We start from the raw sequence: 13,823 nt of genomic DNA on the forward strand, positions 1-13,823 counted from the left end.
CGGGTCACGGCGTTCCGGCGGGGCCTCGTCGAGGAGCTCGCGGACCGCGGTGAGGAGGTCGGGGGCGGTCCGGGGAGCCGCCTCGGTCTCCTCGGGCCGGGTCGCCGCGTTGGGTACGAGCACGCCGCGGGCGCCCGCGGCACGGGCGGCCAGGACGTCGGCCGCGATGTCGCCGATCACCACGCAGTCCGACGGGGCCACTCCGAGGCGCCGTGCCGCCTCGATCACCAGGCCGGGACGGGGCTTGCGGCAGTCGCAGCCCGCCTCGGGCAGGTGCGGGCAGTACACCCAGGTGCCGAGACCGCCGAGCAGCGCGTCGGCCCGGGCGTTGACCCGCTGCACGTCGGCGTGCGTGAGCAGTCCGCGGCCGATGCCCGACTGGTTGCTGACCACGCCGGTGGCGACGCCCGCCGCGCGCAGCAGGTCGAGGGCCTGCCGGGCGCCGGGCAGGGGGCGCACCAGGTCGGGGTCGCCGTTGTAGGGGACGTCCTCGACGAGGGTGCCGTCGCGGTCGAAGAGCACGGCGGCCGGGCGGGGGGCGTGCGAGGTCGGGTGGTTCACGGCGTGCCCCCGAGCCGTGCGGCGCCCCGATGGCGGATCAGGCCGTCGATCCAGTGGCGGACGGCGAGGGGCGGGATGACCACGCTGGTGGCGAGCATGGTGGTGATCTCGCGGGCGGTGCGCGGGCCCGGTGCGATGCGGGCCAGGGCGAACTCGGCCGTGCCCAACGCCCACAGCGCTCCGGCGGCGCCCGCGGCGCGGGGCCTGCCGGCCGCGGCGCACCCGGCCGCGACGAGCGCGCCGGCGGTCACCAGCGCGTGCCGGGTGAGCCGTCCGCGGGGCGCACCGGCGCAGATCCACCAGTCGCGTCCGTGGAGGCGGGTCATCAGGGCGTCGTCCGCGTTGCCCCGCTGGGTCCGTACCGACACCCAGGGGTCGGCCGGGCGCACCGGGTGGCGTGTGGTGCGCCGGCCGCGGCGCAGCGTCCAGCCGGCGTCCCGCACCCGCAGCGCCAGGTCGGCGTCCTCGCGGAAGGCCCGGGGGAACCGCTCGTCGAAGCCGTGGACCTGGGCCAGGGCGGCGGTGCGGTAGGCCATGTCCGCCGTGGCCCAGGCGGCCCGTTCCAGCCCGGCCGTGCCGCGTTCCCAGTCCGTCGGCCGGCGGTGGGCGGGCAGTGGGACGGACAGCCGGCCCTGGATGCCGCCGGTGGCCGCGTCGGCCGCCGTGAGGTCCTCGGCGAGCAGGCGGGACCAGTCCGGCAGCACCTGGACGTCGTCGTCGAGGAAGACGGTCCAGGGTGCGGTGACCGTGCGCCAGCCCGTGTTGCGGGCGGCCGCGGGGCCGCGTCCGCCGCTGCGCAGGGTCCGCACCCGCCCGCGCAGGACGCCCGCGGCATCCAGCGGCAGCTCCCCGGCCGGGTCCGTGCGGTCGTCGACCACGACGACCTCGGTGGGCGGATGACCGCCGGCGGCGGCGAGCGCGCGCAGGCAGTCGGCCAGACAGGGGCGTCCGATCGTCGGCACGACGACGGCGTAGGCCGGTGCGGAGGAGAGGGAGGGGGCGTCCGTCATGCGAACATGCCCTTCCGCCGGATCGCGAACGGCCCGAGGGCCAGCAGGTCCACGGGTGCGGAGCCGAAGCACTCCAGGGCGTCCCGCGGGTCGTCGACCATGGGCCGGCCGGCCGTGTTGAGGCTGGTGTTGACCACCACGGGCAGCCCCGTGCGCCGTTCGAAGCCGTCGATCATCCGGGCCACCAGCGGCTCCGCGGCACGGTCCACGGTCTGGATCCGGGCCGTGCCGTCCACGTGGACGACGGCCGGGATGCGCTCGCGCCACTCGGCGGCGACCTCGTGCACGAACAGCATGTAGGGGCTGGGCAGGGGCCCGTCGAAGAGCTCCGCGGCCCGCTCCGCCAGCACCATGGGGGCGACCGGCCGGAACTCTTCCCGGCCCTTCACCGCGTTGAGGCGTTCCAGGTTCGCGGGCCGGCCGGGGTGGGCCAGCAGCGAACGGTGGCCCAGGGCCCGGGGGCCGTACTCGCTGCGTCCCTGGAACCAGGCCACGATGCCGTCCCGGGCGAGCTCCTCGGCGACGGTGTCGGCGATGTCGGCGGGCTCCTCGTAGGGGACGGCGGCACGCTCCAGCCACTCCCGCAGCTCGTCGTCGCTCCAGCCGCGTCCCAGGGCGGCCGTCGGCATGGCCTCGACCGTCTCCTTCTGGTGGGCGACGTGCAGCGCGGCGCCGAGGGCCGTGCCCGCGTCCCCGGCCGCGGGCTGCACCCAGATGCGGTCGAAGGGGCCCTCCCGGTGCAGCCGGGTGTTGGCCACGCAGTTGAGCGCCACACCGCCCGCCAGCGTCAGCACGTCCTCGCCGGTGCGCTCGTGCAGCCAGCGCACCAGGCCGAGCAGGACCTCCTCCAGGCACGCCTGGGCACTGGCGGCGGCGTCGGCGTGGTCCTCGGTCCACGGGGCGCCCGCCGCACGCGGGGGCACCAGCGAGGACCAGGGGACCGGACGGGCCCGGAAGCCGCCCTCCCCCTCCAGGTGGACGTACTGCCGCAGCTGCTCGAGGAAGCGCGGGCGGCCGTACGACGCCAGGGCCATCACCTTGAACTCGTCGCTGCTGCGCAGGAAGCCGAGGTGGTGGGTGAGGTCCTCGTAGAACAGGCCCAGGGAGTCGGGCAGCGACTGGGTCCCCAGCACGGCGAGCTCGCGGCGGGCGTAGCGGCCGGCGAGGTGGGAGCCGCATTCGCCGCGGCCGTCCAGGACGAGGACGGCGCAGTCCGGGTAGGGGGAGGCCTGGCCCGCGGAGGCGGCGTGGGCAACGTGGTGCGGGACGAACCGCACCTTGCCGGGGTCGAGTCCGGGCAGGGCCTCGGCCAGGAACTCGGGGGCCCGGCGGGCGTACTCCTGGCGCAGGTGGTCCCAGGGGTCGTCCAGGCCCAGCTGGTCGGCGGGGCGGGCGAGTTCGGGGTCGTAGGAGTAGGCGACCGCGTCGAGGTCGGCCGGGGTGAGACCGGCCTGTTCCAGGCACCAGCGGGCGGACAGTTCGGGCAGTTCCCACGCGGAGAAGGGGATGGGCCGCTTGCCGTGCTTACGACGGCTGAAGCGCTCCTCCTCCGCGGCTGCCACGATCCTGCCGTCCATGACCAGGGCGGCGGCCGGGTCGTGGAAGAGGGCGTTGATTCCCAGGACACGCATGAGGTTCCTCCGGGGCGGCGTGGTGGACGACTTCTCGGCGTGCGGGCTCAGAGCTGCCGGATCGGCTCCCGCGTCGGCCGCGCCGCGGCGAAGTAGGCGATGGTCTGCTTGATGCCCTCCTCCCAGGGCACCTTGGGGGTCCAGCCCAGCAGTTCACGGGCCAGCCGGGTGTCCGGGCGGCGGCGCTGCGGGTCGTCGACGGGACGGTCGACGAACTCGATGCGTGAGGAGGAGCCCGCCAGTTCCACCACCCGGCGGGCGATGTCGCGGACCGCGACCTCGTCGGTGCCGCCGATGTTCACGGGCCGTACCGAGCGGCTCGCGGCCACCAGCAGGATTCCGTCGACGGTGTCGTCCACGTAGCACAGGGACCGTGTCTGGCTGCCGTCGCCCGCCACCGTCAGGGGCTCGTCGGCCAGCGCCTGGCAGACGAAGGTCGGTACGGCTCGGCCGTCGTGGGCGCGCATGCGCGGCCCGTACGTGTTGAACAGGCGGACGATGCCCGCGTCGGCGTCCTTGACGCGCACATGAGCGGTGACCAGCGCCTCGGCGAACCGCTTGGACTCGTCGTACACGCTGCGCGGACCCACCGGGTTGACGTTGCCCCAGTAGTCCTCGCGCTGCGGGTGCACCAGGGGGTCGCCGTACACCTCGGAGGTCGAGGCGAGCAGGAAGCGGGCCCGGTCGCGTTCGGCGAGGGCCAGCATGGTGCGGGTGCCGAGGCTGCCCGCGTCGAGCGTCTCCAGGGGCAGCCGCAGGTAGTCGGCGGGCGAGGCGGGACACGCGAAGTGCAGGACGACGTCGTACGGTCCCGGCAGGCGCCCCAGGCACTCGGGCGCGGAGACGTCGCACTCCACGAACCTGAATCCGGCGCGGCCCTCCAGGTGGGCGATGTTCCGACGCGCTCCGGACGAGAGATTGTCCGCGCAGTCGACTTCGACACCTGAATCCAGCAGGCGCTCGCACAGATGGCTGCCGAGGAAGCCGGCGCCGCCGGTCACCAGGGCACGGCGCCAGGGCACGCGAGGGGTGGCATCAATCATGGGGACGTCCTTCAGCCGTGCTCGCGGGGCGGTGCGAGCGGCTTTGTGGAGGGGAGTGAAAGAACAGGAGTGGTCGGGACGCACCGGAACGTGCGTCTGGAACAGGGCCTGGCTGGTCGCGGCCGCCGTTTTCCCGACGGAGAGGAGCGAAAGACTGGCGCCAGCTGCTTTCACGCTTTGATGCCTATTGTGCCGACAGGTCCGTTTCCACGCGACCGCTGACAGGGGCGCCCGGTCGACGCGGCGCGGGCCGGCTCCACGCGTTGAACTCTGCTCCTCCTGTGAGCAACCGCACTCAGCAGGGCAAGTGGCGTGAAGGTGCGCGGCAGTTGGGCCCGTCAGGACGCTCTCGCGCGACGCACCGCGGCCGACGGGCCGGGCGGGTCTGTCACGATGGTGCGCGCCGTGACCGACTCGGTGGACGGCCGCGCAGTGCAGCCGGCGTTCCTCGGTTTCGCCTACCTGTCTGACCTGCCTCTTCGTCTCCCGGGTACCCCACTGTGTCTTCCGCCCCTGTTCCCGTCTGCCCTGCCGCCGCCCCGGCCGCCGCGGTCCCGCCCCGGCCGACGTCGCGCTCGCCGTGGCGCTCCCTGAGGCACCGCAGCATGCGCTGGTGGTCCGTCGCGAACCTCGTGTCGAACGTCGGCACCTGGATGCAGCTCACCGTGCAGAACCTGCTCGTCCTGCAGATCACCGGCTCCGCCGCCGCGACGGGGCTGTCGATGTCCGTCCAGGCCGGCCCCGCCCTCTTCATGAGCCTGCTGGGCGGAGCGGCCGTGGACCGCTGGTCGCGCAAGCTGACCGCGGCCGTCAGCCAGACCCTCCTCGGCGCGGTCGCCTTCGCCACGGCCGTCCTCGTGGCGCTGGACCGGCTCGACATGACGTCCCTGCTGGTGCTGGCCGCCGTGACCGGCACCGTGGCCACCGTGGACGGACCGGCGTGCGCCCTGCTGGGCAACGACCTCGTCCCGCCCGAGGACGTCCCCTCCGCCATCGGCGTCGGCGCGCTGGTGCACAGTGCCGGCCGGCTCGTCGGGACCGCCCTGGCCGGTGTGACGGTCGGCTTCCTCGGCACGGCCGCCGCGTACGCGGCCAACGGGCTGTCCTTCCTGTTCGTCGCCGCGGTCGTGCCGTTCCTGCGCCCCGCGCCCGGTGCGGCACCGGTGGCCGGACCCGGCACGGTCACCGCGCGGACCGGGGCCGACCCCGACCCGACCGTCCGCGGCGGCCTGCGCTTCTTCGCGCGCCGGCCCCGGCTGGTCGCGCTCGCCGGCATCACCGGGATCAGCGCGGTCCTCGGCCGCAACTACGGGCTGACCCTGGCCGTGCTCGTCACCGGGCCGCTCGCGGGCGGTGCGGGGGCCTTCGGCACGGTCTCCGCGGTCCTCGCCGTCGGCGGCATCCTGGGCGCGTTCCTCGGCGCCCGGCTGCGGCGGCCCTCCGTGCGGCTGGTGGGCACCCTGGCCGCCGCGGGTGCGCTGCTGCAACTGGCGGCGGGGCTCTCGCCGTCGGTGGCCGTCCTGCTGGTGCTGGTCCTGCCCATGGCCGTGCTGGAGTCCGTGTCCGACACCGCCGGAACGGCCGTGCTCCAGACCGACCCGCCCCCTCATCTGCGCGGGCGCGTCCTCGGTGCGTGGAACAGCATCGGCACGGTGTGGAGCCTCGGCGGCCCGCCCGCGCTGGGCCTGCTCATGGAACTGGCCGGGGCACGCGGGGCCCTGGTGACCGGTGGCCTGCTCATCGCCGGCGCGATCGGGGCGGGGTTCCTGGTACAGACCCGCCGCACCCCTGCCCCCGTGGCCCTGGCGGCGACGCCGGGCGGCGAGGTGACGGGGCGGGAAGCGCTGCGAACGGCTGCCTGAGGATCCGCCCCGCGGGGGACGGCCGGCACACAAGTACGGGGTTTGGGCCGTTCCCGCAGTGGTGAGGCGCCGGGGATGCACGAGCACCTTGTCACGGCCGCCCCTCGGGAAGGACTCGCGGCGCGGCGGCCCGCGGAACGCGACGCCTTCTTCGACAACGCCAAGTACCTGGCGATCGTCCTGGTCGCCGTGGGGCACGCCTGGGAGCCGCTGCGGGACGGGAGCCGGGGCGTGTCCGCGCTGTACCTGCTCGTGTACGCCTTCCACATGCCGGCGTTCATCGTCGTCTCCGGGTACTTCTCGCGGAACTTCGACGCGAGTCCGGGGAAGCTGCGGCGGCTGGTGACCGGGCTCCTCGTGCCGTACGTCGTGTTCGAGACGGCGTACACCTTCTTCACGCGGTGGACGGACCAGGAGCCCGGCCGGCCGGTGAGTCTGCTGGACCCGCTGTACCTGACGTGGTTCCTGGTGGCGTTGTTCGTGTGGCGGCTGACCACCCCTCTGTGGAAGCGGGTGCGGCGGCCGGTGCCGGTCGCCCTGGCCGTGGCGATGCTCGCGACGCTCACGCCCTCCATCGGGGACGACCTCGACCTCCAGCGCGTCCTTCAGTTCCTGCCGTACTTCGTCCTCGGGCTGTCGCTCGGGCCCGAGCACTTCCGGCTGGTCCGCCGGCGGGCGGTACGGCTGCTCGCCGGGCCGGTGTTCGCGGTCGCGCTCGTGGCGGCGTACTGGGCGGTGCCGCGGATGAGCGGGGCCTGGTTCTACCACCGGGACAGCGCCCGGGAGCTGGGCGCGCCCGGCTGGTCGGGACCGGTGATGACGCTGGTCGCCTTCGGGTGTTCGCTGGTGCTCGTCGGCTGCTTCCTCGCGCTGGTGCCGGGGCGGCGGACCTGGTTCACCGCGCTGGGCGAGGGCACGCTCTACGGCTATCTGCTGCACGGCTTCCTCGTCCAGGGCGCCCGCTTCTGGGGCTGGTACGGGCCGCCCTGGCTGCACACCCCGCTCGGCGTGGCCGCGCTCACCCTCGCCGCGGCGGCGGTCGTGACCACCCTGTGCACCCCACCGGTCCGCCGAGCCCTGCGGTGCGTGGTGGAACCGGAACTCCGGTGGGCGTTCCGCCGGGAGACACCGCGACCGGCGGGCCCGTGACGGCACCGGCGCGAACGCCTCCCGTACAGAGGCGGCAGCGCGCCCTGCCACGACGCCACCGGCGCGGACACCAGGGACCGCTGACGCCGGACCCGCCGCCGACGCCCGCACGGCCACGGCGGCGCGTCACGGCCCGGCCGACCGCTCCGGCCCACGACACCCCGCCCGCCCTGCGGCGGAGACATCCCCCCGCCTCACCGCAACGGCGGCGAGCCACCGGCTCCTCCCCCACCGCGGTCGACGACGGCATCGCGCGACGGCAGTCCCTCCGCCGGCGGTGTCTCCGCCCGCAGCTGCGACGGGATGTCCTGCCCGCCGCAGATGTCCAGCCCCGCTTCGGACGATGACCGCGCGGCAACCGCGCGAGCCACCAGCCTGCGCCGGGGCGCCGACGGCTCCTCCCCCGGCGTAGCCCCGCCGCAGGCCCTTCTCCGCTCCCCCTACTTCGACGACCCCTCGGCGACCGACGGCACCGGGCTCGGGGCCGTGGTCGGTTCCGCGGGGGCGGGGCTCGGCCCGGTCGACGGCCGCTCCTTCGGCACGACCGTCGGCACGGGGCTCGGCACGACCGTCGGCACGGGGCTCGGCACAGTCGTCGGCGCGGACGGGACCGGGCTCGGCTCGGAGGGCCGCCCGGACGGGACCGGTGACGGCACGGCCGAGGGCCCCGTGGACGGGGCCGTGGACGGGACCGGTGACGGGGCCGTGGAAGGGGCCGACGTCGGTGACGGCGTGGCGGAGCCCGTTGCGGCGCCTGCGAGGGCGGCCCAGCCGCCCACGGCCACGGCGGTTCCCGCGAGGACGCCGATCAGGAGGCGGCGGGTGGGTCGGATGGCACGACGGTCGGTCAAGGCTGCTCCTCTGTGGTCGGTCGTTTGCGTGAGAGGAGTACGGGACGGCGGCCGGGACGGGTTGCACGGACCGGTGCGGAAACTTTTCTCACGGGGGCGTGCAACCTCGCGGAGCGTCCCGCCGTACCTCTCAGGGACAGGTGTGACGGGTTCGGCGGAGGGTCGGGGCGGGTGCGGGAAGCAGTCCGGGAGCGGGAGTTCCGGGAGTTCGCCGAGGCCCGGCAGGGGCAGCTCCGACGCAGCGCGTACCTGCTGTGCGGGGACTGGCACCAGGCCCAGGACCTCACCCAGACGACGTTGATGAAGCTGTACGCCTCCTGGGGCCGGGTCCGCCGCGACGGCAACGTCGAGGCATACGCCCGTACGATCCTCACCCGCGTCTTCATCGACCAGTACCGCAAGCGCACCTGGCGGGAGGAGCCGACGGAGGAGCTGCCGGAGCCGGGGTCCGCGGAGCCGCCGGTCACGCCCGAGCTGCGGCTGGTGATGCAGGCCGCGCTGATGCAACTGCCGCCCCGCTACCGGGCGGTCCTGGTACTGCGGTTCTGGGAGGACTGGAGTGTGGAGCAGACCGCCGAGGCGCTGCGCGTGACCCCGGGCACGGTCAAGAGCCAGAGCGCCCGCGGGCTCGTCCGGCTGCGCGGGCTCGTCGAGGGCCTGGCGGGCGAGACGAGCGGGAGGTGAGGCGGCAGATGGACGACACGGACGAGTACGGGGAGGGCGGCCGCGTGCGGGACGCCTTCGAGGCCATCCTCGACGGCGGGCTCGAACCGGCCCTGCCCAGCGTCACCGACGCGGCCGTCGCCGGCGGCCGACGGATCCGACGCCGTCGTACGGCGGTCTCGGGCGCCGTGGGAGCACTGGTGGCCGCCGCCCTCACGGCCGGCATCGTGGCCGCGCTGCCCGGTACCGACTCCGGCCGTTCCTCGGTGCCGCTGGCACCGGCGAGCAGCCCCCCGCCTCCCCGCACCGGCCCGGTGTCACCGTCGCCCGCGCCCTCCGAGCCGTCGGTCGTACCGACCCCGCGGCCCGGCACGACCGGGATCGTCACGGGCGAGGCCCCCCTCTCGTCACCGGCGCCGTGACAGCCGTGTGACAAGATGCTTCGGTCATGCCCCACCAGAAAGGGACGATTCCCATGTCCAGGGTCGAGCTGACCACTAATTTCGGCCGTATCGTCCTCGAGCTCGCCGACGCCGAGGCGCCCAAGACCGTCGAGAACTTCCTGACCTACGTCGGCAACGGGCACTACGACGGCACGATCTTCCACCGGGTGATCGACGGCTTCATGGTCCAGGGCGGTGGCTTCACCCCGGACATGGTGCAGAAGCCCACGCTCGCGCCGGTCCCGAACGAGGCCGACAACGGTCTGAAGAACACCGCGTACACCGTCGCGATGGCGCGCACCAGCGACCCGCACTCGGCGACCGCGCAGTTCTTCATCAACGTCTCGGACAACGACTTCCTCAACTTCACGGCCAAGAGCCCGAACGGCTGGGGCTACACCGTGTTCGGCAAGGTCGCCGAGGGCCAGGACGTCGTCGACCAGATCAAGGGCGTGCGCACCGGCAGCAGCCGCGGTCACGGCGACGTGCCGACGCAGCCGGTGATCATCGAGTCCGCGAAGGTCGTCGACTGACCTCGCGGCACGACTGACGCGACCTGCGCGGCGCCTTCCTCGGGCGGTGGTGCGCAGGTCACGCGGTCCGCTTGCGGGCGGTCGTCTTCTTGGCCGCCGTCTTCTTCGCGGTCGACGCCTTCTTGGCCGCCGCCGTCTTCTTCGTCCCCTGGGACGACTTCGCCGTCGTCTTCTTGGCGGCCGCCGTCTTCTTCGTCGTGGTGCTCTTGGTGGTCCTGGCCGTCGACTTCTTCCCGCCGGTCTCCTTGGGCGCGGACCGCGCCGACTTCCGCTGCGGCAACTGCCTGACCTCGCCCGGCTCCTCGCCCCGCGACTCCTTCGCCTCCCGCACGCTCTTCTCCAGCGCGGCCATGAGGTCGAGCACCTTGCCGCTGCGGGCCGGTTCCGGCGACTCCGGCGGGGCCTCCCCCGCGGCCTTCGCGGCGACGACCTCCTCCAGCGCCTCGCGGTACTCGTCGTGCAGTTCGTCCAGGTCGATCTCGCCGAGGGTGTCCATCAGGGCGTCCGCGAGGTCGAGTTCCTTGTCGCTGACGGTGACCTTGGTGTCGGGGGCGAGTCCCTCGGGCGCGCGGACCTCGTCCGGCCACAGCAGCCCGTGCAGGGCGATGGCGTCCTCGACCACCCGGAGCATCCCGAGGCGTTCGCGGCCGCGCAGCGCGTACTTGGCGATGGCCACCTTGTTGCTGCGTTTGAGGGCCTCCCGGAGCAGGGTGTACGGCTTGGCCGCGGGGGCGCCGCCCGCCTGGAGGTAGTACGACGCGTCCATCTGGAGGGGGTCGATCCGGTCGGCCGGCACGAAGGCGACGATCTCGATCGTCTTGGCCGTGGGGAGCGGCAGGTGGGCCAGGTCCTCGTCGGTGATCGGGATGATGGTGCCGTCCGCGTCCTCGTACCCCTTGCCGATCTCCGCCTGGCTGATCTCCCGGTCCTCCAGTTCGCAGACCTTGCGGTAGCGGACCCGTCCGCCGTCCTCGGTGTGGATCTGGCGGAAGGAGATCGAGTGGCTCTCGGTGGCGTTGACCAGCTTGATCGGGATGCTGACCAGGCCGAAGGAGATGGCGCCGTTCCATATGGATCTCACCAGCAGCACCCTTTCTGGGGTTTTTGTGCCGTTCTATCCCTCTTTGCATGAGATTCTCATCGTATGACGCCGATCACAGAGGTGGAGGGACGACGGCTCGCGCTCAGCAACCTGGAGAAGGTGCTGTATCCGGCCACCGGCTTCACCAAGGGCGAGGTGCTCCACTACTACGCCATCGCGGCCGACGTCCTGCTCCCCCATCTGCGTGACCGCGCCGTCTCCTTCCTGCGCTATCCGGACGGTCCCGACGGCCAGGTCTTCTTCGCCAAGAACGTGCCGCCGGGTACGCCCGACTGGGTCACCACGGCCGAGGTGCCCCGCTCGGAGGGGCCGGCCAGGATGGTGCTGGTCCAGGACCTGGCGAGCTTGATGTGGGCGGCCAACCTGGTCACCGAGTTCCACACCCACCAGTGGCTGGTCGGCTCGCCCGAGGAGGCCGACCGCCTGGTCCTCGACCTGGATCCGGGACCGCCCGCGACGGTCGTCGAGTGCTGCGAGGTGGCGCTGTGGCTGCGGGAGCGGCTGGCGGCGGACGGCATCGAGGCGTACCCGAAGACCGCCGGGTCCAAGGGGCTGCACCTGCTGGCGGCGGTGCGGGGCGCCTCGTCCGAGCAGGTGTCGGAGTACGCGAAGCAGCTCGCCGTGGAGGCGGAGCGGGCGATGCCGGGGCTGGCGCTGCACCGGATGACGCGCAGTCTGCGGCCCGGGAAGGTCTTCGTGGACTGGAGCCAGAACGCCGCCCGCAAGACGACGGCCACGCCGTACACCCTGCGGGCCCGGGCCCGCCCCCTGGTGTCGGCGCCGGTCACCTGGACGGAGGTCGAGGAGTGCACGGCGCCGGGTCAACTGGCCTTCGAGGCCCAGGACATGGGGGATCGGTTGCAGGACTACGGTGATCTGCTGGGTCCGCTGCTGGACGGCGGGCGGGCGTCTCTGCTGCCGTAGGGGCGCGAGGGGGGTGCCGGGTCGGGTGGTCGGGCGACTGCGGGCCCGTGGGGGCGCGAGGGGGGCCGGGTCGGGTGGTCGGGCGGCTGCGGGCCCGTGGGGGCGCGAGGGGGGGTGCCGGGTCGGGTGGTCGGGCGACTGCGGGCCCGTGGGGGCTTGTCGCGCAGTTCCCCGCGCCCCTGGGTGGGCTGCCGTGAGCTGTGTCCAGACCTTGCCGTCCCCGCGCCCTCGGGTGGGCTCCGCCCCGCCGCCTCCGCACGACCACGCCGCCTCAACTCCCGGTACCCAGGCCCCCCGGCACCCCGCACCGACTCAACCCGCGACGTCCACACCCCGCGCCCCCGCACCACCACACCACCTAAGCCCACAACGTCCAGGCCCCGACGCCCCTGCCCCCGCCACGCCGAGTCAGCCCACAGCGCCCAGGCCCTGCCACCCCTGTCCCCACCACGTTGCGTCAGCCCACAATGTCCAGGCCCTGCCACCCCCGCCCCCCACCACGCCGCCTCAAGCCACGGCGCTCAGCCCCTGGCGCCGCCGCACCACTACACCTCAACCCACGGCGCCCAGCCCCTAGCGCCCCCACACCGCCTCAACCCGCCGTGTTCAGACCTTGCTCCATGTGTGCCGGTCTCTCGCCATCGCGTGCAGGGCCTCCACGTCCGTCGGTTTGAGGACGCCGCCGAGACGGGCGAGGTCTTCCAGGTCCGTGTCGCGCAGGACGCGGATGCCGCGGGGCGGGAGGGTGACCGTGAGGCCCGAGGGGCCGACGAGGGCGAGGACCGGGTGGACCTCGGCGGTCAGGGCGTAGGAGGCGCGGTCGGCGTCGGCGCGGACGCGGCGCAGCAGCGGCTGCGGGTCGCGGCGGCCGAGGGAGACCATCGGGTCGGCGACCGTCACCCGCTGCTTGCGGGCGTACAGCGTGTGCACGGCGAACAGTCCGCCGGGGCCGATCGCCAGGTGGTGGACGCGGTCGCCGCCGGGCAGCGGGACGGAGTGCAGGGTGTGCCAGCCCGCGCCGTCGAGGCGGTCCAGCGCCTCGCCCACGGTCTGCTCGGCCTCCAGGGCGCGGCGACGTGGGTCGCGGCGCAGCCGGTGCCCGGGTCCGGGGTCCCGGTCCAGGGCGATCTGGAGGGCCTCGCCGGGCCGGTTGGGTGCCAGGTCGTCGTCCGGGTGGAGGGAGAGCCGGGCCAGTTCGGCGGGCGTCGGGACCGGGGGCGGGCCCACGGCCACCCGGCCGGTCAGGAAGGGCCCGAGGGCGTCGAGCACGTCCTCTCTGCGGTCCTCGCTCAGCAGGTTGATCCGGGCCGCCTCACGGTCGTACCAGGCGATGTTCCTGCCGTCCGTGAGGCAGACGTAGAGCCGCTCCTGACCATGGCGCCAGGTCGGTACGACGCGCAGTCCGCTCATGCACCATCACCCCATGGACCATGGGAACAGGCGGGGTGCTGCGCAGGCAAGAAGCCGGTTACCTTTGGGGTGAGTTGCCATGAGTTGCAGGGCTTGGCGCAGGGGCTTGGGGAGGCACTGTTGCGGACCCGCGGGAAGCAACCCGACGTACCGGCTCCGGACAGGGCGTGGGACGAGATCGTGCCCGGTCTGTGGATGGGCGGGCACGAGTTCCAGGGCCTGTCGGGGAGACGGGAGTTCGCCGTCGTACGGGATGAGTTCGAGGTCGTGCAGACGCTGCTGCGGCTGCCCGGCCACGGCCCCGACCCCGGTGTCGAGCACCATGTGTGGCCGATTCCGGACGGCCCGCTGGACGGGACCCAGTTGGCGGGCGTGATACGCCTGGCGCAGGCCGCGGGCGACGCGCTGGACGAGGGCCGCACGGTTCTCGTCCGCTGTTACCACGGCTACAACCGCTCGGGGCTGGTCGTCGCGCACGCCCTGGTCCGCAGGGGGCACACCCCCGACGCGGCGATCCGGCTGATCCGCGGCCGGCGCTCGCCGTGGGCGCTGCACAACGAGCTGTTCGTCGAGTACCTGCGCACCGGGCTGTCGACGGCCCGGCTGCTGGAGGAGCTGACCGAGTAGGGCCGCCCGGTACC

General features: G+C 73.9%; 13 protein-coding genes and 1 pseudogene. 7 read left to right on the forward strand and 7 right to left on the reverse strand.

Features of this window, described 5'->3' with window-relative positions; all coding sequences use genetic code 11:
• Positions 1-15: 15 nt before the first annotated feature.
• From ACIQJT_RS22055 to ACIQJT_RS22070, 4 genes and pseudogenes are all read right to left on the reverse strand, one after another.
• Positions 16-561: pseudogene (locus tag ACIQJT_RS22055) on the reverse strand (D-glycero-alpha-D-manno-heptose-1,7-bisphosphate 7-phosphatase); the annotation flags it as partial.
• On the reverse strand, positions 558-1,571 hold the full coding sequence (locus ACIQJT_RS22060) for a glycosyltransferase family 2 protein (RefSeq protein WP_402645932.1): 1,014 nt from the start codon (positions 1,569-1,571) through the stop codon (positions 558-560). The pseudogene ACIQJT_RS22055 and the gene ACIQJT_RS22060, both read right to left, overlap by 4 nt.
• A complete protein-coding gene (locus ACIQJT_RS22065) occupies positions 1,568-3,202 on the reverse strand; it encodes a carbamoyltransferase (RefSeq protein ID WP_402645935.1) in 1,635 nt (544 codons plus the stop codon). Before ACIQJT_RS22065 ends, ACIQJT_RS22060 begins: the two co-directional genes overlap by 4 nt.
• Positions 3,203-3,249: 47 nt before the next feature.
• Positions 3,250-4,245, reverse strand: coding sequence for an NAD-dependent epimerase/dehydratase family protein (locus ACIQJT_RS22070; protein WP_402645937.1), 996 nt, complete (start codon positions 4,243-4,245; stop codon positions 3,250-3,252).
• 605 nt (positions 4,246-4,850) lie between these two features.
• On the opposite strand from ACIQJT_RS22070, the gene ACIQJT_RS22075 reads away from it, so the two are divergent.
• Both ACIQJT_RS22075 and ACIQJT_RS22080 read left to right on the forward strand, forming a co-directional pair.
• Complete coding sequence (locus ACIQJT_RS22075) at positions 4,851-6,107, forward strand: MFS transporter (RefSeq protein ID WP_365461764.1); 1,257 nt, start codon at positions 4,851-4,853, stop codon at positions 6,105-6,107.
• Positions 6,108-6,182: 75 nt separating this feature from the next.
• A complete protein-coding gene (locus ACIQJT_RS22080) occupies positions 6,183-7,256 on the forward strand; it encodes an acyltransferase family protein (protein ID WP_402645942.1) in 1,074 nt (357 codons plus the stop codon).
• A 440-nt stretch (positions 7,257-7,696) separates the two neighbouring features.
• On the opposite strand, the gene ACIQJT_RS22085 is transcribed toward ACIQJT_RS22080, so the two are convergent.
• Entirely contained in the window at positions 7,697-8,107 is a 411-nt protein-coding gene (locus ACIQJT_RS22085; protein ID WP_402645944.1) for a hypothetical protein, read from the reverse strand.
• Positions 8,108-8,278: 171 nt separating this feature from the next.
• On the opposite strand from ACIQJT_RS22085, the gene ACIQJT_RS22090 reads away from it, so the two are divergent.
• From ACIQJT_RS22090 to ACIQJT_RS22100, 3 genes are read left to right on the forward strand one after another with little or no spacing between them, the layout of a single operon-like run.
• Entirely contained in the window at positions 8,279-8,791 is a 513-nt protein-coding gene (locus ACIQJT_RS22090; RefSeq protein ID WP_365461760.1) for a SigE family RNA polymerase sigma factor, read from the forward strand.
• A gap of 8 nt (positions 8,792-8,799) precedes the next feature.
• Complete coding sequence (locus ACIQJT_RS22095; protein ID WP_402645947.1) at positions 8,800-9,192, forward strand: hypothetical protein; 393 nt, start codon at positions 8,800-8,802, stop codon at positions 9,190-9,192.
• 53 nt (positions 9,193-9,245) lie between these two features.
• Positions 9,246-9,746, forward strand: a complete 501-nt coding sequence (locus tag ACIQJT_RS22100) for a peptidylprolyl isomerase (RefSeq protein WP_402645949.1) — start codon at positions 9,246-9,248, stop codon at positions 9,744-9,746.
• 58 nt (positions 9,747-9,804) lie between these two features.
• Here the strand turns inward: ACIQJT_RS22100 and ACIQJT_RS22105 are convergent, their stop codons facing one another.
• Positions 9,805-10,836 (reverse strand): Ku protein, encoded by a 1,032-nt coding sequence (locus ACIQJT_RS22105; protein WP_365461756.1) that lies wholly within the window; start codon positions 10,834-10,836, stop codon positions 9,805-9,807.
• Positions 10,837-10,890: 54 nt separating this feature from the next.
• Here ACIQJT_RS22105 and ligD point away from each other — a divergent pair, with 54 nt between their 5' ends.
• The gene (gene ligD / locus ACIQJT_RS22110) at positions 10,891-11,772 is read left to right on the forward strand and encodes a non-homologous end-joining DNA ligase (RefSeq protein ID WP_365461754.1); all 882 of its coding nucleotides are present in this window, start codon (positions 10,891-10,893) and stop codon (positions 11,770-11,772) included.
• A gap of 606 nt (positions 11,773-12,378) precedes the next feature.
• Here the strand turns inward: ligD and ACIQJT_RS22115 are convergent.
• Positions 12,379-13,182 (reverse strand): nuclease-related domain-containing protein, encoded by an 804-nt coding sequence (locus tag ACIQJT_RS22115; RefSeq protein WP_402645954.1) that lies wholly within the window; start codon positions 13,180-13,182, stop codon positions 12,379-12,381.
• Positions 13,183-13,302: 120 nt separating this feature from the next.
• On the opposite strand from ACIQJT_RS22115, the gene ACIQJT_RS22120 reads away from it, so the two are divergent.
• The gene (locus ACIQJT_RS22120; protein WP_365461750.1) at positions 13,303-13,809 is read left to right on the forward strand and encodes a protein phosphatase; all 507 of its coding nucleotides are present in this window, start codon (positions 13,303-13,305) and stop codon (positions 13,807-13,809) included.
• The last annotated feature ends 14 nt before the right edge of the window (positions 13,810-13,823 follow it).

This window comes from Streptomyces sp. NPDC091972 (assembly GCF_044756385.1).
Taxonomy (GTDB): Bacteria; Actinomycetota; Actinomycetes; order Streptomycetales; family Streptomycetaceae; genus Streptomyces.

Coding starts and splice junctions, on each gene's coding strand:
- ACIQJT_RS22080 (WP_402645942.1), top strand. CDS start 6,183: ATGCACGAGCACCTTGTCACGGCCGCCCCTCGGGAAGGACTCGCGGCG.
- ACIQJT_RS22100 (WP_402645949.1), top strand. CDS start 9,246: ATGTCCAGGGTCGAGCTGACCACTAATTTCGGCCGTATCGTCCTCGAG.
- ligD (WP_365461754.1), top strand. CDS start 10,891: ATGACGCCGATCACAGAGGTGGAGGGACGACGGCTCGCGCTCAGCAAC.
- ACIQJT_RS22095 (WP_402645947.1), top strand. CDS start 8,800: ATGGACGACACGGACGAGTACGGGGAGGGCGGCCGCGTGCGGGACGCC.
- ACIQJT_RS22065 (WP_402645935.1), bottom strand. CDS start 3,202: ATGCGTGTCCTGGGAATCAACGCCCTCTTCCACGACCCGGCCGCCGCC.
- ACIQJT_RS22115 (WP_402645954.1), bottom strand. CDS start 13,182: ATGAGCGGACTGCGCGTCGTACCGACCTGGCGCCATGGTCAGGAGCGG.
- ACIQJT_RS22070 (WP_402645937.1), bottom strand. CDS start 4,245: ATGATTGATGCCACCCCTCGCGTGCCCTGGCGCCGTGCCCTGGTGACC.
- ACIQJT_RS22060 (WP_402645932.1), bottom strand. CDS start 1,571: ATGACGGACGCCCCCTCCCTCTCCTCCGCACCGGCCTACGCCGTCGTC.
- ACIQJT_RS22075 (WP_365461764.1), top strand. CDS start 4,851: ATGCGCTGGTGGTCCGTCGCGAACCTCGTGTCGAACGTCGGCACCTGG.